Origin of the sequence: Janthinobacterium algoris, from assembly GCF_051380935.1 — a bacterium.
GTDB lineage: Bacteria > Pseudomonadota > Gammaproteobacteria > Burkholderiales > Burkholderiaceae_D > Janthinobacterium.
Genome location: NZ_JBNYXZ010000004.1, coordinates 143,869 through 163,686 on the forward strand (window position 1 = coordinate 143,869; position 19,818 = coordinate 163,686).

Sequence of the window (19,818 nt, forward strand, 5' to 3'; positions counted from 1 at the left end):
GCCACCCCAGGGCCCAGATGAAAAAGCAAGTTCGGGAACAGCTCAAACAGCAACTGAAAGCCGACCGCCAGGTCGTCATTGCGGCCTTCCAGGCCGACGGCAAGCCTGAAAAACTGCTGCGCAGCCTACGCCACAGCGTCGATGGGGTGCTGGCGCGCGCCTGGCAAGAAGCGGGACTGCCGCCCGGCACGGCCCTGGTGGGCGTGGGCGGCTATGGCCGCGGCGAACTGTTTCCGTATTCCGACGTCGACCTGCTGATCCTGCTGCAGCAGGCGCCGGACGCGGCGACGCAGGAAAAACTCGAGGAACTGGTGCAACTGCTGTGGGACCTGGGCCTGGAAATCGGCCACAGTATCCGCACGGTCGAGGAATGCATGGTCGAATCGAAAGCCGACATCACCGTGCAAACCAGCCTGCTCGAAGCGCGCCTCGTTTGCGGCAACGCAGACTTGTTCGCGCAATTGCAACAGCGCTACGAGGAGGTAATGGACCCGCAGGCGTTTTTCCAGGCAAAAACGGCGGAAATGCGCCAGCGCCATGCCAAGTACGAAGACACGGCCTTCAGCCTGGAACCGAATTGCAAGGAAAGCCCGGGCGGCCTGCGCGACCTGCAAGTCATCCTGTGGGTGGCCAAGGCGGCCGGCTTGGCGAACTCGTGGCGCACCCTCGCCACAGGTGGCCTGATCACCTTGACGGAAGCGCGCCAGTTGATGGAAAAGGAGCGCGCCTTCAAGGATATCCGCGTGCGCCTGCACCTGCATGCGGGCCGGCGCGAAGACCGTCTGGTGTTCGACGTGCAGACGGCGATCGCTGAATCGCTGGGCCTGCAGGCCACGGGCAGCGGGCCGCACATGCGCCGCGCCAGCGAATTCCTCATGCAGCGCTACTACTGGGCCGCCAAAACCGTGACCCAGCTCAATACGATTCTGCTGCAAAATATCGAGGCACGGCTGTTTCCGCAAGACGATGTGGCCGTGCCCATCAACGAACGCTTCAATGAAGTCAACAGCCTGATCGATATCAGCGCCGACGATACGTTCGAACAATATCCGTCAGCCATGCTGGAAATCTTTGTCTTGATGACGGAGCGCGCGGCACTGAAAGGCATGACCTCGCGCGCCACGCGGGCCCTGTGGCACGCGCGCTTCAAGATCGACGCCGCCTTCCGCCAGGACCCTGTCAACCGCGCCCTTTTCCTGCGCATCATGAAAGCACCCGTGGGCATCATCCACGCGTTGCGGCGCATGAACGAGATGAGCATCCTGGGGCGCTACCTGCCGAATTTCCGCCGCATTGTGGGCCAGATGCAGCACGACCTATTCCATGTGTACACGGTCGACCAGCACATTTTGATGGTGGTGCGCAACATGCGCCGCTTCACCATGAGCGAGCACGCACACGAATACCCGTTCTGCAGCCAGTTGATGGCCGATTTCTCGCAGTCGTGGCTGCTATACGTGGCGGCCCTGTTCCACGACATCGCCAAGGGCCGCGGCGGCGACCATTCGAAGCTGGGCGTGGCCGACGCCACCCAGTTCTGCCAGGACCACGGCCTGTCGGAAGAAGACACGGAACTGGTGGCTTTCTTGGTGGAAAATCACCTGACCATGTCGCAAGTGGCGCAAAAGCAGGACCTGTCCGACCCCGACGTCATCGCCGCCTTTGCAAAAGTGGTCAAGGACGAGCGCCACCTGACGGGTTTATACCTGCTGACGGTGGCCGACATCCGCGGCACCAGCCCGAAAGTATGGAATGCCTGGAAGGGCAAGCTGCTGGAAGACCTGTACAAAATCACCCTGCGCGTGCTGGGCGGCGAACCGCACACGGCCGACCGCGAGCTGAAGAACCGCCAGCAGGAAGCGCTGGCCACCCTGCGCCTGTACGGTTTGCCGCCAGACGCGCACCTGAAACTGTGGCAGCAACTGGACGTGGCGTATTTTCTGCGCCACGACGCTTCCGACATCGCCTGGCAGACGCGCTCGCTGTATGACAAGCTCGACAGCAAGTTGCCGGTGGTAAAATGCCGCTTGGCGCCGATCGGCGAAGGCTTGCAGGTGGCCGTGTACATTCCCGACCAGCCCGACCTGTTCGCGCGCATTTGCAGCTATTTCGACCGCAAGAATTTCAGCATCCTCGACGCGAAGATCCACACGACCAGGAATGGTTATGCGCTCGACACATTCCTGGTCACCGAACAGAATTTCGCCAAGAGCTACCGCGACATCATCAGCCTGATCGAGCATGAGCTGGGCGAGCTGCTGCAGTCGCAAACACCGCTGCCGCCGCCGGGCAAGGGACGGCTGTCGCGCCTGTCGCGCACCTTCCCCTTCCAGCCGACGGTGGATTTGCGGCCCGATGAAAGGGGCCAGTACTACCTGCTGTCGGTGGCCGCCAACGACCGCACGGGCCTGCTGTATGCAATCGCCAATGTGCTGACCAAGTACCGCATTAACTTGCACACGGCCAAGATCATGACCCTGGGCGAGCGGGTCGAAGACGTCTTCCTCGTCGACGGTCCCGCGCTCAACAATGCCCGCAACCAGATATTGCTGGAAACCGATTTACTCGATGCGCTGAAAGTCTAATGACCTCCGCGCAGCGCCTACCCTTACTGAAACTGAAACAACATGACCGAAGAATTATTACGCTTGTCCAAACGTATGTCCGAACTGGGCCTGTGCTCGCGCCGTGAAGCCGATGAATGGATCGCGCGCGGCTGGGTCCGCGTGGATGGCAAGGTGGTATCCGAACTGGGCAGCAAGGTCACTCCCAGCCAGAAAGTCACCGTGGAACGCCAGGCGGCGGCCGAACAGTCGAAACGCGTGACCGTGCTGATCAACAAGCCGATGGGCTATGTCAGCGGCCAGGCCGAAGATGGCTATACGCCCGCCGTGGCTTTGATCAAGGCCGAAAACCGCTGGGCGGAAGACCGCAGCCCGGAACAGTTCCACCCGACCCAACTGCGCAGCCTGGTGGCAGCCGGGCGCCTGGACATCGATTCCGTCGGCTTGCTGGTCTTGACGCAGGATGGGCGCGTGGCCAAGCAGCTGATCGGCCACGATACCGATATCGACAAGGAATACCTGGTGCGCGTGAGCTACACCAAGGGCGACACCCTGCCCGACAGCGAGCTGAAAAAGCTCAACCACGGCCTGTGGCTCGACGGCAAGCCGCTGCTGCCGGCCAAGGTGCGTTGGCAAAATGAAGACCAGCTGAGCTTTACCCTGCGCGAAGGCAAGAAACGCCAGATCCGCCGCATGTGCGAAGCCGTCGGTCTGAAAGTGCTGGGACTGAAACGCGTGCGCATCGGCAAGGTCAAGCTGGGCGACTTGCCGACGGGCCAATGGCGTTATCTGAGCGCGGACGAGCAGTTTTAAGCGGAGACGTCAACATGGCATGCCGCGCAGCATCCCATCCTGCATAAGCGAGTATAGTGATATAAAAACAATTATTGTGATTTACTTAGTAAATATTGCTTTAAACCTATACACTATTCCCCATTAGAACAAAAGAGATACGCTGTCGTGAACGATCCCATCCCCAATCCCCTGCGCAAAGGCGCGCCCAGCCTGGCCGACGTAGCCGAGCCGATGGAGCCAGGCACCAAGCCGCACCATATGAGCGATCCGTGGGATATCGGCGAAACCCTGTGCAGCCTGGCTGATAACGGCGACGCCATTTCCATCTATCCGACGGGTGGCGAAGATGTCATCATGGCGCGCATCTTGTCCGTCGACGACGACTTGCCGCAATTCGTGCTGGAACTCAATGAAGGCGCCACCCTGCCCGAAGGTGGCGCCACGTTTGTATCGTGGGTGCAAAGCGCCAAGCTGCAATTTACCATCAACGACGAATGGGAGGCCTATCCCGAGCGGCCAAACGTCTACCTGATGAACTTCCCCAGCCATTGCCTGGTGCTGGAACGGCGTGAATCGACGCGCCTGGAAACACCGCTGGGTGTGTACTACCTGGCCGCCTTCGTGCTCGAGGGTCGTCCGTATGAACTGCAGCTGTATGATTTTTCGGCCGGCGGCATCGGCATGCGCGCCCACCCGCGCGATACGGTCGGCCTGTACGTGGGGCGCAAGCTGTCGCGCGTGCGCCTGGAACTGGGACCGGACAAGGTCATGATCGCCGACCTGGAAATCCGCCTGTCGCGCACCTTCCGCTCTTTCCTGCTGGGCGAGCAAGTGCAGATCGGCTGCCGCTTCCTGAACCTGACGGATGCCATGCAGGATGAATTGAAAATGCTGCTCGATAACCTGGGCAGCAGCCGCAAGGCGCGCTAGGTTCGCTTCATGCATAAAAAATGGCCGCCCAGCTTATGCTGCGCGGCCATTTTTTATTGACTGTCAGAATCTGGGGTCAGACACCAAACTTAGTCGTCATCGTTTGGATCCAACTCGGGGAACATCACTTCCGTATAGCCGAACTGCGTGAAGTCGACGATGCGCATCGGATACAAAATGCCGTGCAAGTGGTCCACTTCATGCTGCACCACGCGCGCATGGAAGCCGTCGCAGTCGCGGCTGATGGGCTGGCCGAACTGGTCCACGCCTTCATAGTGCAACTCGCTCCAGCGCGGCACGCTGCCGCGCAGGCCGGGTACCGACAGGCAGCCTTCAAAGCCCTCTTCCTTGCGTTCAGACAAAGGTGTCAGCACCGGGTTGATCAACACAGTTTCCGGCACTTGCGGCGCATCGGGATAGCGCAGATTTTGCTTGAAACCGTAGATCACCAGCTGCAGGTTGACGCCGATCTGCGGCGCCGCCAGGCCCGCGCCATTGGCCGCATGCATGGTGTCGAACATGTCGCTGATCAAGGCATGCAATTCGGGCGTATCGAATTCACGCACGGGCTCGGCCATGCGCAGCAAGCGCGGATCGCCCATCTTCAGAATTTCACGTACCGTCATTTTGCTTCCAGTGTCGATTGCAGTTCTTGCAGGTAAGCGCGGAAGGCAGCGCCCGTTTCCGGATGTTTCATGCCCATCGCCGTCGTTGCCTTCAGATAACCCAGCTTGGAACCGCAATCATAACGCTGCCCCTGGTAGCGGTAAGCCAGCACGCGCTCTTCGCGCATCAGAGCGGCGATGCCGTCCGTCAACTGGATTTCGCCGCCGGCGCCCGTGCCGATATTTTCCAGGTGGTTAAAGATACGGCTGGTCAACACATAACGGCCCACCACGGCCAGGGTCGATGGCGCCTCTTCAGGCGCGGGCTTTTCCACGATAGCCGAGACCAGTTCCAGGTCGGGCTGATAATTCTTTGCCGATACAATACCGTACTGCTTGGTTTCTGCGCGCGACACATCCTGCACAGCCAGCAACGAGCAGTTTTCATACTGGAAGACATCGGTCATCTGCGCCAGCACGGGGCGCACGCCCTCTTCCACATCCATGAAATCGTCGGCCAGCAAGACGGCAAACGGCTCGTCGCCGATCACGGGACGAGCGCACAGCACGGCATGCCCCAGGCCCAGCGGCGCCGACTGACGGATGTAAATGCAATTGATGTGTTTGGGAATGACGTTTTGCACCATGTCGAGCAACTGGCGCTTGCCGGCCGCTTCCAGTTCCGATTCGAGCTCATAGGCCGTATCGAAATGGTCTTCGATGGCGCGTTTATTGCGGCCCGTGATGAAGATCATTTCCGTGATGCCCGCCGCCACCGCTTCTTCCACCGCGTACTGTATCAATGGCTTGTCGACGATGGGCAACATTTCCTTCGGTTGCGCCTTGGTCGCAGGCAAGAAACGGCTGCCCAGGCCGGCGACGGGAAAGACTGCTTTTCTGATTTTTTTCATGGGTCTTCTGTAAGATGTTGAATGATTAGTCCTGCGCGAGCAAGGCCAGCAGGCCAGCCTCGTCGAGTATGGCCACGCCCAGTTCCTGCGCCTTGGCCAGTTTGCTGCCGGCGTCCGATCCAGCCACGACGTAGCCGGTTTTCTTCGACACGGAACCGCTAACCTTGCCACCGGCCGCCTCGATCAGCTCCGCTGCCTCATCGCGGCTCATGTTGGGCAAGGTGCCCGTCAAGACGAAAGTCTTGCCATCCAACTTGCCGCCAGCGGCTGATATTTCAGGCAATTGTGACAGTAATTCATTTCGCAGGGCGTCCAGTTGCGCAAGCAGCTTGAGATTGCTCTCATCGGCCAGCCATTGCGCCAGCGCTTCAGCCACGGCGGCGGGCAAGCCCGCGTGGAAGCTGGCGCCCTGCGCCGCCAGGCTGGACAGGGTCACGCCCCGCTCCACCAGCTGCTTGCTACGCGGCTCCGTCAGCTTGGGGATGCCGATGGCCGCCAACAGCTTGGTTTGCTCCAGTTGCACGCGCAGCTTGGCGCTGGGCGCGTGTTCGCCCTGCGGCGTCACGCCAGCATCCAGCAATGCCTGCAGCGCCTGCTGGTTCTTTTCTTCGGCAAAGAAATCGGCAATCGACACCGCCACGGTGCCGCCGATGTCGGGCAGCACGCGCAGCAAGGCCGCCGGTGCGCGCCGCACATAGTCCAGGCTGCCCAGCCATTCGGCCAGGGTCTTGGCCGTCGATTCGCCCACGTGGCGGATGCCCAGCGCAAACAGGAAACGCTCGAGCGGCGGGCGTTTGCTCGCTTCTATGCCGGCCAGCAAGTTTTCCGCCCATTTGGTGGGAATCTTGCCTTGTTGCACTGTTTCTGGCGTCGAGCCATCGCGCTCGTCGGCGCGCAGCTTCATTTCCAGCAATCTTTCCAGGGTCAGGCTGTACAGATCGGCCAAGCCATGCACGTATTCCAGTTCGACCAGGGTATCGATATAACGTTCCCCCAGACCTTCGATATCCATCATGCGGCGGCCCGCGAAATGGCGAAACGCTTCCTTGCGCTGGGCCGAACAGAACAGGCCGCCTGAACAGCGGGCGATGGCTTCGCCCTCTTCGCGCACCACGTGGGAATCGCAGACAGGGCAGCGCTCGAGCATCTTGAATGGCAGCGGCGCCGGTTCCGGCCGTTTTTCCAGCACCACGGACAGCACTTCGGGAATCACGTCGCCGGCGCGGCGCACGACGACGGTATCGCCCACGCGCACATCCTTGCGCAGCACTTCGTCTTCATTGTGCAAGGTGGCGTTGGTCACCGTCACGCCGCCGACGGACACGGGCGCCAGGCGCGCCACGGGCGTCATGGCGCCCGTGCGGCCCACCTGAATGTCAATGCCCAGCACCTGCGTCAGCGCCTCTTCGGCAGGGAACTTGTGCGCCAGCGCAAAACGCGGCGCGCGCGACACAAAGCCCAGCTCTTGCTGGTCTTGCGTCGCGTTCACCTTGTACACCACGCCGTCGATTTCATAGGGTAAAGCGGGGCGGCGCACGCCGATATCGGCGTAGTAATCGAGCAAACCCTGCGCGCCCTGCACCACCTTGCGCTCCTTCGACACGGGAATGCCCAGGGTGTCGTACCAGTCCAGCAAGGCCGAATGCGACACCGGCATGGCGGCGCCATCGAGGGCGCCGATGCCGTACGCATAGAAGCGCAGCTTGCGCTGCGCCGTGATGCGCGAGTCTAGCTGGCGCAGGCTGCCAGCGGCCGCATTGCGGGGATTGGCGAATTCTTTGTGCCCTGCTTCGCGCTGGCGTTCATTCAGGCGGGCAAAATCGGCCTTGAACATCATCACTTCACCGCGCACATCGAGCACAGCCGGAATCCTGTCGCCCTGCAGGCGCAGAGGAATGCCGGCGATGGTGCGGATATTCGCCGTCACGTCTTCGCCCGTGGCGCCGTCGCCGCGCGTGGCCGCCTGCACGAACAAGCCGTTTTCATAGCGCAGGTTGATGGCCAGGCCGTCGAATTTCACTTCGGCAGCGTAGTCGACTTCTGCACCGTCAAGGTCCAGGCCTTCACGCACGCGACGGTCGAAGTTGACGATATCGTCATCGGTAAAACCATTGTTCAGCGACAACATTGGCACCGTGTGCGTGACTTGCTCGAATTGCGGCAGCGGCGCCGCGCCCACGCGCAAGGTGGGCGAGTCTGGTTGACGCAACTCAGGATGGGCCGCTTCCAGCGTCTGCAGTTCGACGAACAGCTTGTCGTACTCGGCGTCGGGAATGGTGGGATTGTCGAGCACGTGGTAAGCGTGCAGATGCCGATTGAGTTCGGCAGTGAGTGCCAGGACGCGCTGGGCGGCGTCCTGGTTGATCGGATCAGTCATTGTTGCGGGATTCTTCAGCTAAATAAACGCAGGGCGCGGGTGGAGCCGGCCGGAATGTCGGCCGCGTCCATTTCCTGGTAAAACTCTTGCACCTGGCCGGCGATCTCGGCCAGCGCCGTGTCCGACAGGGCCTGGTTGTAATCGTCGACGATGGTGGCGTCGAGGCGAACCACCAGCGCTTTGGCACAGGCGACCATGGCGCCGAAGCCATCGCGCGCGGGCGCCACGCAAGGCACGTCCAGCAGCAGGGTCAAACGGGGCGTGGTTTCCTGGGCCAGGGTGACATTCGTTGACAGCGAGAACAGATAACTGCCGTCGCCGTCCGGCATGACGAAACGGCCGTCCGGACGCACATCAAAGCCCTGCTTTTCCAAGGCGAAGAGCAAGGTGGAAATGGCCCACGGCGCGCCGTTCGTGTGCAGGTTGACGCCCAGCTGTGCGTCGTGGCCGGCGACAAAGCGGTGCAAATTGCGCGCTTCGGCCATCACTTCCATCATGTCGGGCACTTCCGGCTCGGCGCCGATCTCGTCCGCCACGCCGCGCAGCCGCGTGACCAGTTCCGAGTATTCGAGTTCATTCAAGGCCGTGCTGCGGCTGGCCAGCTGCACCCCGCCTTGCATCTTGGCGTAGACACCGCCATGCGTGATCGGTTCCCAGTCGCCATTCACATGCAAACCGATGAAGTGCACGGGCTTGTTACCCACCAGGCGCAGGGTTTGCAACACGGGCAGGATCTTGTCGCCGCGCACGGGCGCTTCCAGTGACAAGGGCAGCAGGCAATCGATCAGCGGGTCGACCAGGCTGGTCGCCTGCTCGCTGGCGGCGCTCACTTCTTGCACGGGCTCGGCCGCTGGAGCAGGGACCGGCTCGGCAGGGGCATCCCCCAGCGACGGTTCCACATGCACGGGGGCATCGGACACGGGCGCCGCTGGCGGCGCGCCGAACGACGGTTCGGCCTTGGCGGCGGGCGCGGCGTCAAAACGCGGCTCCTGGCGCAAGACGGGTTGCTGGACATCGGCCAGGGGGGCGTCGCCCTCGCGCATCAGCACGTCGTCGTGGTCGGTGGAAAAGGCCCGCTCCACGCTTTTCTTGGCCTTGTATTCCTGCCATTTGTTGTACGAGAAAACGCCGACGATAAAGACGCCGCCGGCGCCAAACAAGGTAATTTGAAGGTCTGTCATGCTGCTTGTGCCTCGGTAGCAAAATTTGCGGCGGACTCCATGTCCACCGCCACGATGCGCGATACGCCCTGCTCCTGCATCGTCACACCGATCAATTGATGGGCCATTTCCATCGCAATCTTGTTATGCGAAATGAAAAGGAATTGGGTCTGGTCGGACATGCGCTTGACCATGCGGCAGAAGCGTTCCGTGTTCGAATCGTCCAGCGGTGCATCGACTTCGTCGAGCAGGCAAAACGGCGCCGGATTCAGGCGGAACATGGAAAACACCAATGCGGTCGCGGTCAGCGCCTTCTCTCCACCGGACAACAGGTGGATGGTGGCATTTTTCTTGCCGGGAGGCTGCGCCATGACTTGTACACCGGAATCGAGAATCTCGTCGCCCGTCATGGTCAGCTTGGCCTGGCCGCCACCAAACAGAATGGGGAACAGCTCGGAAAAGTGATGATTGACCTTGTCGAAGGTGTCTTGCAACAGGTCGCGCGTTTCCTTGTCGATCTTGTGGATCGCGTCTTGCAGCGTATTGATGGCTTCGGTCAAGTCGGCATTCTGGGCATCGAGGAAATTCTTGCGCTCGGATGCCTGCGCCAGTTCGTCCAGCGCGGCCAGGTTGACGGCGCCCAGGGCCGTGATGGCGTTCGTCAGACGCGTGACTTCGCCCTGCAGATACGATGGACGCATGTCCGGGTGCAGCTTTTCCGTCAGGGCCGCTTCATCGGCGCCCGATTCCAGCAGTTGCTGGGCGAATTGCTCCTGGTTCAGGCGCGCGGCCTGTTCCTTGAGCTGCATTTCCATGATCTTGTCGCGCTGCGGCTGCAAGCTGCGTTCCGATTGCGTGCGCGCATCTTCAGACAGGCGCAAATGTTGCGTGATCTGGTCCAGTTCATGGCGCGCATCGGACAGCGCCCTCTCCTGCGTGGTGCGGCGCTCGAGCAAGTCCTGCAAGCCGTCGGCGGCCGCGCCGCTTTCCAGGTTGGCCAGTTCCAGTTCGCCTGCCTGCAGGCTGGCCGTCACTTGCTGGGCCTGCGTACTGGCCGTGGCGATGTTGCGGCGCAATTCCTCGATCTTCGCGCGGTGGGCTTTTTCCGCATATTCCGTATCCTTGGCAGCGCGTTCCAGGTCGCGCAAGGCTTCGCGCGCTTCGGCCAAGCGCTGTTCCTTCTGCAAGAAGTCCGTATGGCCGTCTTCGTGCGCTTCCTGCAAGTTGCCCAGTTCCATGTCCAGCTGTTCGAATTTCTCTTCCGACTCCAGCTTGGTCTGCATCTGCTCCGCTTCCTGCGCGGCGATTTCGGCCAAGTCCGCGCCGATCTGCGTGCTGCGCTGGTTGAAACGCGCTTCCACTTCCGACAGTTTCACCACGTCCAGTTGCAAAGTATGCACGGAAGACGTCAGTTGCTGTATGCGCAGGCGCAAGTCCGACAGCTTGCGCGTCAAGGTTCCCACGGCGGCATCGGCGCGCACGGAACGGGCACGCGCCTCTTCGGCCAGCAATTGCTGGGCGCGCAACTGCTTGCCGATATTCTCGATTTCCTGCTGGCGCCCCAGCATGCCTTCCTGCTCCGAATCGGCCGCATAAAAACGCACGCTGGACGCCGTGACCACGTGACCAAGCCGCGTGACAAAGTAGCCGCCCGGCGGCAACTTGCTACGCTCGGCCAGCGCTTCGGCCGCGTCTTCCACGGCGTAGGCGTTGTACAGCCAATCCTGCAGCAAGCCGCGCAAGCCCGGATCGTTGAGTTTCAGCAAGTTCAGGAACGGCTTCAGGCCCGGCACTTCCGGCAGGGGCAGCGGCGCCACGGTGGACGGCGCGTACAGGGCCAGCTTGGCTGGCGGCGCATCGGCAAAGAACGCCTTGGCCCAATCGATATTCGACAGTTGCAGGGCCGACGTGCGCTCGCGCAAGATCGATTCCATGGCCGCTTCCCAACCCGCTTCGATCTGCAACTTTTGCCACAATCGCGGCAAGGTATCGAGCTCGTGCTTTTTCAGCCACGGCTGGACCTTGCCCTGCGTCTGTACCCGTTCCTGCAATTGTTTCAAAGCGGAAAGACGCGCTTCCAGCTGGGCATTCGCGGCCGTCTCGGCATTGACTTGCGCCTGTGCTTCGGCCCGTTCCTGCTCCAGCTTGGGTTGCTGCTCCAGCGCTTCTTCCAGGTAAAAACCCTGTTCTTCCAGCGTTTGCTGTTTTTCTTCCAGCTGCAGTTTCAGGTTTTCCAGGTGGCTGCTGTCGGGCAAGCTCAGGCTGTTCTTTTCCTGCTGCAGGCGTTCGCGGCGCGTCAGGAGGCTGGCCAAGATGTTCGAGGCGTTGCGCTGGTGCGCCGATTCCAGTTCCAGCTGCTGCTGGGCCTGCATAATCCGCGCGCGCGATTCCGTGCTCTTGTTCTGCGCGGCGCGCCAGGCGGCGTCCAGTTCGGGCAATTGCTCGCCCTTCTGTTCCGCCATCATTTGCGATTGCTCAACCTTCGCAGCCAGTTCCTCGAGGTGGAATTCCGCCTCTTCGATCTGTTCCTGGTATTCGCCGCCTTGGCTGCTCCACTGGTCGCGCTGGGCCGTCAAGGTGGCCAGCTGGGCTTGCAGGCGGGCGCGCGATTCGATGACGAACTTGATCTGCGCTTCCAGGCTGCCGATTTCCGCATTCGTCTGGTACAGATGGCCCTGCGCCGTATGCAAGCGGTCGCCCACGGCAAAGTGCGCCTGGCGCATCTGCTCAAGCGTCAATTCCACGTTGCGCAGCTTGGCCGTCTGCTCTTCCAGGTCCGTCTGCGCCTGCTCGACTTCGCGGAAATAGCGCGTCTGTTCGTTTTGCGCCTCGTTCTTGCGCAGCAGCCACAACAGTTTCTGCTTTTCTTCCTGGTCCGCCTGCAAGGCGTGGAAACGCGTGGCCACGGCCGCCTGCGCTTCCAGCTTTTCCAGGTTGGCATTGAGTTCGCGCAAGATGTCTTCCACGCGCAGCAGGTTTTCGCGCGTATCCTGCAAGCGGTTTTCCGTCTCGCGGCGGCGTTCCTTGTATTTCGACACGCCGGCCGCTTCTTCGAGGAAGACGCGCAATTCTTCGGGGCGCGATTCAATGATGCGCGAAATCATGCCCTGGCCGATGATGGCGTAGGCGCGCGGCCCCAGGCCCGTGCCGAGGAAGATATCCTGGATGTCGCGCCGGCGCACGGGCTGGCCGTTGATGTAATAGGTGGAAGTGCCGTCGCGCGTCAGGGTGCGCTTGACGGCGATCTCGGCGTACTGGCCCCACTGCCCGGACGCCTTGCCGTCGTTATTGTCGAACACCAGTTCCACGGAAGCGCGACCGGCAGGCTTGCGGTGGGTGGAACCGTTGAAGATGACGTCCTGCATCGACTCGCCGCGCAGTTCGGACGCTTTCGACTCGCCCAGCACCCAGCGCACGGCGTCGATGATATTCGACTTGCCGCAGCCATTCGGCCCGACCACGCCCACGAGCTGGCCTGGCACCTGGAAATTGGTGGGATCGACGAAAGACTTAAATCCCGACAACTTGATGGAAGAGAGACGCACGTGTTTTAGAGTTCCTGGCCTATGCTGGCGGTTGAGATCGGTGAACCCGGATCGTATTCAGTTCAGATACACCATTGCGATGGCAGCCTGGCCGCTCACCGCAAAAAAGTGGTTCATCATACCATTTCCCGATACTTTTCTGGCCAAAAAACAGCAACATCAAGTGCTGTCCAGCGCCATCTTAACGGGCTGGGTGGCTATCCTGCGCCAGTTTCCAGTCTTCACGGGAAAAAACGCGCTCATGGCCGGACAGCACCATGGCCAGTTTTTGCAGCCACTGTTCGGTCGGCATGGGTTCGGCCTTGAAGCTCAGCACCACCATCAGCATCAGGCTGGCCAGGGCCAGCGCATGGCTGACGGCGAAATTCACGGCGCCACGGGCACTCCACATGAAGCCCAGCGCCAGCGCCAAGCCCAGCACGCAGCCGCTGACCGCTTCCGACACGCTATGCGCATGCACGACGACACGCGAAACAGCCACCAGCACGGCAAACGCCACCCCCACGAGCACGCCGGCATGGCGCCAGTGCGGCGTGGCGCGCTGCAGCAAAACATACATCAGCACGGGAAACACGGCGCCTGCGCGCATGGCGTGACCGCTGAAACCGGTGAAATCGAGCGCGCTGCTGCCCACGCCCCAGCTCATGAAAGCCAGCTTTGACAGCACCACGAGGGCCAGGCCGCCGCCGTACCACATGCTCCAGCTGAGTACCAGGCGCCATTGACGCGAGACGAGCAGCCACAGGGCGATCGCCACGCCAGCCGGCCCCATCACGGACATGTCGGCCGCAAAAGAAATACCATTCCACCAAGTCATCGTGCCTGCACTTATCTCATGATCAGATTGCACTATGCCACGACTCTGCCCTGTTCCACGTGGCTTTTGCTGTGCTGCAGCGAAGAATTACATTCGATTACAAATTTCCGCGCCAAAACTATCCGCCTGGCCAGCGCCAAGCGCGCGTCAGATATTCGTCAGGCGCTTGCCCTTGGGCGGCGCAAAGTCGCGGATCGATTCGATCATGCCCACTTCCAGCGCCTGGTCAGCCGTCAGGTGCAGGTCGGAATAGGCATGCACCTGCCATTGCTCTTCCGTAAGGTTGACCTGGCCGCGCAGGATGCGCTCGGTACGCATGTCATCGGCGCGCAAGCCCTCGACGATGATGCTGAGCGCATCGGGCCGCGAACCGGGCGAGGCTGTCGCATGCGATTTGTGCACCATGAAGCGCGCCGTGTCGCTGGCATGGCGGTGCCGCCCCGACAGAAACAGGGTAACAGCGATGGACGCCACGGCGCCTGCGTTGTAGGTGATGATGTCGAACGGCAACTTGCTGAGGAAGTTGTACAGACAGATGCCATCGCTGACATAGCCGCCGTTGGACTGGATCAAAATGTGCGCGGTGGTGAGCTTGTCTTCCGTGATATCGGCCACGACATTGAAGACGCGCCGAACCATGTCGCTGTTGACGTCGCCCGAGAGGGTGAAATAAGCGTGCTGCTCGGTGTTGTTTTGTGTCTCGTGTTGTGTCTCGTGTTGTGTCTCGTGTTGTGTCTCGTGTTGCGTCCCGCTTTGTGTCCCGCTTTGTGTCGTGTTCATGGCAGCCACCCGCAAGAAAGCCAAGATTTCATCATAGCGCATTCGCACGCGGCACGGCGCCCTCTTGCGCTGGAGCGCAGCGCCTGCCAGCCCCGCAAACTGCGGCTTTTGCTGCAATTTGGCAACGTCTTTTCAGATTGACAGAAACACCCTGCTGGCATATATTCCTCACACTTGATCGGGAGAGGGCAACCCAGCGTTGCCGCCGAAGGGGCACTACCCAAAAACTCTCAGGCAAAAGGACCGATCAGGCGGACTGAAGCTGTTGCTTTGGCGACACTACAGCTCAACTCTGGAGAGCGGCCGCGGCTATTGCCGGCGACCCACCGAAGGGGCGCACGGGGCAAGCCCCCGTAATCTCTCAGGTACAAAGGACAGGGGGGTCAGTGATCACGATGGAGTGCCGTTTTGGCGCTCTATATTCTGTGTTCTGTTAACTTCCCCTTTACCTTCGTCCCGAGGAATCCATGACGCTCAAAGCGACCCCACTCAACAACGCCCACCGTGCCCTCGGCGCCCGCATGGTCGATTTCGGCGGTTGGGACATGCCCGTCAACTACGGCTCGCAAATCGAAGAACACAACGCCGTGCGCAGCGACGCCGGCATGTTCGACGTGTCCCATATGTGCGTGGTCGATATCGAAGGTCCGAACGTGCGCGCCTTTTTGCGCGGCCTGCTGGCCAATAACGTCGACAAGCTGCAAGTATCGGGCAAGGCGCTGTATTCGTGCATGTTGAATGCCGAAGGTACCGTCATCGATGACCTGATCGTCTATTTTTTCAACGAAAACTGGTTCCGCCTGGTCGTCAACGCGGGCACGGCGGAAAAAGACGTGGCCTGGATGCAGCAGCAAAATGCCAACACCAACAGCGGCCTGACGATCACCCAGCGCCGCGACGGCAATGACGCCATGGCCCTGGTGGCTGTGCAAGGCCCGCATGCGCGCGCCAAGGTATGGCAAGTGCTGCCGCAGACGCAAGCGGCGTCCGAAGCCATCAAGCCGTTCAATGTCGTCATTGTCAAGGACACGGCGTTCGGCGAAGTCATGCTGGCGCGCACCGGCTACACGGGCGAAGACGGTTTTGAAATCGGCGTGGCAGCGACCCAGGTGGAAGCGCTGTGGGACGCCCTGATCGCTGCCGGCGTCAAGCCGGCCGGCCTGGGCGCGCGCGACACCCTGCGCCTGGAAGCGGGCATGAATTTGTACGGCCAGGACATGGATGAAACCGTCAACCCGCTCGACGCGGGCTTGGCGTGGACCATCGACCTGGTCAGCGAGCGTGACTTCATCGGCAAGGCGGCCCTGCTGGCCAAAGGCCAGAATGCGCAATTCGTCGGCCTGATCCTGCGCGAAAAAGGCGGCGTGCTGCGCGCCCATCAAAAAGTCATCATCGCCGGCAACGCACACACGGGCGAAATCACCAGCGGCACCTTCAGCCCGACGATGCAGGAAGCGATTGCCCTGGCGCGCGTGCCGAACGGCGTGAACGTGGGCGACACCGTGCACGTGGAAATCCGCGGCAAGCAACTGGCCGCTTCCGTCGTCAAGCTGCCTTTCGTGCGTAACGGTAAAATCCTACTTGCGTAAGCGATTAGCGATAGAGAGCCACCGCCCGCAAGACCGAACAATCATAATCAATAACGAACACTTACCATCTGGAGCCACACATGAACATTCCTGCAGACCTGAAGTACACCGCTTCCCACGAATGGGTACGCCTTGAAGGCGACGGCACCATCACCGTCGGCATCACCGAGTACGCGCAGGACGCCCTGGGCGACATCGTCTTCGTCGAACTGCCAACCGTGGGCAACACCTACGGCGCCGGCGACGACGCCGCCGTGGTGGAATCGGTCAAGGCAGCGAGCGACATCTACGCGCCGATCGCCGGCGAAGTCGTGGCCGTCAACGACGACGTGGTCAATGCGCCTGAATCGATCAACGCCGATGCCTACGCCAACTGGCTGTTCAAAATCAAGCCAGCCGACGTGTCGGCCCTGGACGGCTTGCTCGACGCTGCCGCCTATGGCGCCACCACCAGCGCCTAATCGCGTTTGACTCACGGGCCGCGTTTGCGGCCCGTTTGCTTTAGTTGCAATAAATTACAGCAGCGCACGCGCGCCGCCTCCCGGTTTTTCAGTCTTTTTTGGCCTCTATATCATGACCCGCACCAGCCTGACCCAACTCGAAGCACGCGATGCCTTCATCGCCCGCCACATCGGCCCTTCTTCCACCGAACAGCAAGCCATGCTGGCGACCCTCGGCTATCCATCGCGCGCCGCGCTGATCGACGCCCTGGTGCCGGCCAACATCCGCAACAAGGGCGCCCTGCCCCTGGGCGCGTACTCGCAGCCGATGCCGGAACAGGAAGCCCTGTCGCGCCTGAAAGCCATCGCCGGCAAGAACCAGGTATTGAAATCCCTGATCGGCCAGGGCTACTACAACACGTTCACGCCTGGCGTCGTATTGCGTAACATCTTTGAAAATCCCGCCTGGTACACGGCTTACACGCCTTACCAGCCCGAGATTTCTCAAGGCCGCCTGGAAGCGATCCTGAACTTCCAGCAAGTGATCACGGACCTCACCGGCATGGGCATCTCGAACGCCTCGATGCTGGATGAAGGCACGGCCGCCGCCGAAGCGATGACCCTGATCCAGCGCGTGGGCAAGTCGAAGTCGAACGTGCTGTATGTGGCCAATGACGTGCTGCCGCAAACGCTGGAAGTAGTGCAGACGCGTGCCCAGCCGATCGGCATCGAGGTGCGCACCTTCGACCCGGCTGAAATCGAAGCGCTGGACGCCTGCTTCGGCGTGCTGCTGCAATACCCTGGCGTGAACGGTGTCGTGCGCGACTACCGCGCCGGCGTGGAAAAACTGCACGCGAATGGCGCCATGGTCATCGTCGCAGCCGACCTGCTGGCCCTGACCATGCTGACGCCACCGGGCGAATGGGGCGCCGACGTCGTCGTCGGCAACAGCCAGCGCTTCGGCGTGCCGCTCGGTTTCGGCGGCCCGCACGCCGGCTATCTGTCCACGCGCGATGAATTCAAGCGCAATATGTCGGGCCGCCTGGTGGGCGTAACCGTCGATGCGCAAGGCAACAAGGCGTATCGCCTGGCCCTGCAAACGCGCGAACAGCATATCCGCCGTGAAAAAGCCACGTCCAACATCTGCACGGCGCAAGTGCTGCTGGCCGTGATGGCCTCGATGTACGCTGTCTACCACGGCCCTGCCGGCCTGCTGCAGATCGCCCGGCGCGTGCACCGGTTTACGGGCGTGCTGGCCGCCAACCTGAAAACCCTCGGTTATGGCGTCGTCAATACGACCTACTTCGACACCTTGACCATCAATGTCGCCGATGCGGCGCAACTGCACGCGACGGCCATACACCACGGCGTCAACCTGCGCAAGATCGACAGCACACACGTCGGCGTGTCGCTCGATGAAACCACCACGCGCGACGATATCGCGCTGCTGTGGAAGGTGTTCGCGCACGGCCTGGTCAACGCGCCTGCCGCACCTGACCTGGACAGCGTGGAAGCTGGCGTCAGCAGCGCCCTGCCGGCGCAGTTGAGCCGGACCAGCGCCTACCTGACCCACCCGGTCTTCAACAGCTATCACTCGGAACACGAAATGCTGCGCTATCTGCGCAGCCTGGCCGACAAGGACCTGGCGCTGGACCGCACCATGATTCCGCTCGGCTCGTGCACCATGAAGCTGAATGCGACGTCGGAAATGATTCCCGTCACCTGGCCCGAGTTTTCCAACATCCACCCGTTCGCGCCGGACGCGCAAACCGTGGGCTACCGCGAAATGATCGCGCAGCTGGAAGAGATGCTGTGCGCGCTGACGGGCTACGCCGCCGTCTCGCTGCAGCCGAATGCCGGCTCGCAAGGCGAATACGCGGGTCTGCTGGTGATCAAGGCGTATCACGAATCGCGCGGCGAAGGCCACCGCAACATCTGTTTGATTCCATCGTCGGCGCACGGCACCAATCCCGCCTCGGCCAACATGGTCGGCATGCAGGTCGTCGTCACCAGCTGCGACGCCAACGGCAACGTGGATCTGGCCGACCTGAAAGCGAAAGCGGAAAAGCACAGCGCCAACCTGGCTTGCGTGATGGTCACCTACCCGTCCACCCACGGCGTGTTTGAAGAAGGCATCCAGGAACTGTGCGAAATCATCCACGCGCACGGCGGCCAAGTCTACATCGATGGCGCCAACATGAACGCGCTGGTCGGCGTGGCCGCTCCCGGCTCGTTCGGCGGCGACGTCTCGCACTTGAACCTGCATAAAACCTTTTGCATCCCGCACGGCGGTGGCGGACCAGGCGTGGGCCCGATCGGCGTGGGCGAGCATCTGGCAAAATTCCTGCCGAACCAGCGTTCTACCGGCTACCGGCGCGACGCAGCCGATGCGGGCATAGGCGCCGTCAGCGCCGCGCCGTTCGGCTCGGCCAGCATCCTGCCGATTTCGTGGATGTACATCGCCATGATGGGCGCAGAGGGATTAACCGCAGCGACCGAGACGGCGATTTTGGCAGCGAACTACATCGCGCGCCGCCTGGCGCCGCACTACCCCGTGCTGTACTCGGGCCATGACGGCCTGGTCGCGCACGAGTGCATCCTGGACCTGCGCCCGATCACCGACGCCACCGGCATCAGCAACGAAGACGTGGCCAAGCGTTTGATGGACTTCGGTTTCCATGCGCCGACCATGAGCTTCCCCGTGCCGGGCACCTTGATGATCGAGCCGACGGAAAGCGAATCGAAAGTGGAAATCGACCGCTTCATCGACGCCATGATCGCCATCCGCGCGGAAATCGCCAAGGTCGCCAGCGGTGAATTCGACCACGACGACAACCCGTTGAAAAACGCGCCGCACACGGCGCAGGTATTGATGTCGGACAACTGGGAACGCAAGTACAGCCGTGAAATCGCCGCTTACCCCGTCGCTTCCCTGCGCCAGCGTAAATACTGGCCACCGGTCGGCCGCGCCGACAATGTGTACGGCGACCGCAACCTGTTCTGCGGTTGTGCGCCGATCAGCTCCTATGAAGAAGAGTAAACCTGATTTGCCCGGCTAGCCGGGCAGATGAAAAACAGAACGGCAGACCGCAGGGTCTGCCGTTTTTTTATGCGCCGCTTTATAGTGCCAGCAAAACCGCCCCCGGCAACCCCAGCACCGTGCCCAGTATCGTCAGGCACACGACATCGCGCCGCTCGCAGCGGGCGCGGTGCGAACTCCAGGCCGCAAACAATAGCGCGGCGGCCACGCCGCTGAGCGAAATTCCCACTTCCGTCATGCCGTCTCTCCCCGCGCGGCTGGCGCC

Annotated in this window: 14 protein-coding genes and 2 riboswitches; of the genes, 6 read left to right on the forward strand and 8 right to left on the reverse strand. The window is 61.5% G+C overall.

The genetic code is table 11. From position 1 onward, the window contains the following. Positions 1-17: 17 nt before the first annotated feature. The 3 genes from ACQ4W7_RS07530 to ACQ4W7_RS07540 all read left to right on the forward strand — a co-directional run bounded on the left by ACQ4W7_RS07530 (position 18) and on the right by ACQ4W7_RS07540 (position 4,289). Positions 18-2,585, forward strand: coding sequence for a [protein-PII] uridylyltransferase (locus ACQ4W7_RS07530; protein WP_436529539.1), 2,568 nt, complete (start codon positions 18-20; stop codon positions 2,583-2,585). Between the two features lie 42 nt (positions 2,586-2,627). Beyond that, the gene (locus tag ACQ4W7_RS07535) at positions 2,628-3,377 is read left to right on the forward strand and encodes a pseudouridine synthase (protein WP_426072881.1); all 750 of its coding nucleotides are present in this window, start codon (positions 2,628-2,630) and stop codon (positions 3,375-3,377) included. A 147-nt stretch (positions 3,378-3,524) separates the two neighbouring features. After that, positions 3,525-4,289 carry a flagellar brake protein gene (locus ACQ4W7_RS07540; protein ID WP_426072882.1) on the forward strand — a complete coding sequence of 255 codons (765 nt, stop codon included), beginning with the start codon at positions 3,525-3,527 and terminating at the stop codon, positions 4,287-4,289. Positions 4,290-4,378: 89 nt separating this feature from the next. On the opposite strand, the gene def is transcribed toward ACQ4W7_RS07540, so the two are convergent. The 7 genes from def to ACQ4W7_RS07575 all read right to left on the reverse strand — a co-directional run bounded on the left by def (position 4,379) and on the right by ACQ4W7_RS07575 (position 14,484). After that, a complete protein-coding gene (def, locus tag ACQ4W7_RS07545; protein ID WP_436529541.1) occupies positions 4,379-4,915 on the reverse strand; it encodes a peptide deformylase in 537 nt (178 codons plus the stop codon). Further along, the gene (gene galU, locus ACQ4W7_RS07550; protein WP_436529543.1) at positions 4,912-5,805 is read right to left on the reverse strand and encodes a UTP--glucose-1-phosphate uridylyltransferase GalU; all 894 of its coding nucleotides are present in this window, start codon (positions 5,803-5,805) and stop codon (positions 4,912-4,914) included. Before galU ends, def begins: the two co-directional genes overlap by 4 nt. 25 nt (positions 5,806-5,830) lie before the next feature. Continuing rightward, positions 5,831-8,182, reverse strand: coding sequence for an NAD-dependent DNA ligase LigA (ligA, locus tag ACQ4W7_RS07555; protein ID WP_436529545.1), 2,352 nt, complete (start codon positions 8,180-8,182; stop codon positions 5,831-5,833). A 14-nt stretch (positions 8,183-8,196) separates the two neighbouring features. Then, positions 8,197-9,363 carry a cell division protein ZipA C-terminal FtsZ-binding domain-containing protein gene (locus tag ACQ4W7_RS07560; protein ID WP_436529547.1) on the reverse strand — a complete coding sequence of 389 codons (1,167 nt, stop codon included), beginning with the start codon at positions 9,361-9,363 and terminating at the stop codon, positions 8,197-8,199. After that, complete coding sequence (gene smc, locus ACQ4W7_RS07565; protein WP_436529549.1) at positions 9,360-12,887, reverse strand: chromosome segregation protein SMC; 3,528 nt, start codon at positions 12,885-12,887, stop codon at positions 9,360-9,362. Before smc ends, ACQ4W7_RS07560 begins: the two co-directional genes overlap by 4 nt. A gap of 181 nt (positions 12,888-13,068) precedes the next feature. Beyond that, a complete protein-coding gene (locus tag ACQ4W7_RS07570) occupies positions 13,069-13,704 on the reverse strand; it encodes a phosphatase PAP2 family protein (protein ID WP_436529551.1) in 636 nt (211 codons plus the stop codon). Between the two features lie 147 nt (positions 13,705-13,851). Then, a complete protein-coding gene (locus ACQ4W7_RS07575; protein ID WP_436529553.1) occupies positions 13,852-14,484 on the reverse strand; it encodes an ATP-dependent Clp protease proteolytic subunit in 633 nt (210 codons plus the stop codon). Between the two features lie 169 nt (positions 14,485-14,653). Then, positions 14,654-14,740: riboswitch (glycine riboswitch) on the forward strand. A gap of 26 nt (positions 14,741-14,766) precedes the next feature. Beyond that, a riboswitch (glycine riboswitch) is annotated at positions 14,767-14,872 on the forward strand. Between the two features lie 79 nt (positions 14,873-14,951). Between ACQ4W7_RS07575 and gcvT the strand changes: the two genes are divergently transcribed. The 3 genes from gcvT to gcvP all read left to right on the forward strand — a co-directional run bounded on the left by gcvT (position 14,952) and on the right by gcvP (position 19,553). After that, positions 14,952-16,073 carry a glycine cleavage system aminomethyltransferase GcvT gene (gene gcvT / locus ACQ4W7_RS07580; protein ID WP_436529555.1) on the forward strand — a complete coding sequence of 374 codons (1,122 nt, stop codon included), beginning with the start codon at positions 14,952-14,954 and terminating at the stop codon, positions 16,071-16,073. 80 nt (positions 16,074-16,153) lie between these two features. Beyond that, entirely contained in the window at positions 16,154-16,534 is a 381-nt protein-coding gene (gene gcvH, locus ACQ4W7_RS07585; protein WP_353657574.1) for a glycine cleavage system protein GcvH, read from the forward strand. 112 nt (positions 16,535-16,646) lie between these two features. After that, positions 16,647-19,553, forward strand: a complete 2,907-nt coding sequence (gcvP, locus tag ACQ4W7_RS07590) for an aminomethyl-transferring glycine dehydrogenase (RefSeq protein ID WP_436529557.1) — start codon at positions 16,647-16,649, stop codon at positions 19,551-19,553. A gap of 79 nt (positions 19,554-19,632) precedes the next feature. Here the strand turns inward: gcvP and ACQ4W7_RS07595 are convergent, their stop codons facing one another. Beyond that, entirely contained in the window at positions 19,633-19,791 is a 159-nt protein-coding gene (locus ACQ4W7_RS07595; RefSeq protein WP_426072892.1) for a hypothetical protein, read from the reverse strand. Positions 19,792-19,818 lie beyond the last annotated feature (27 nt).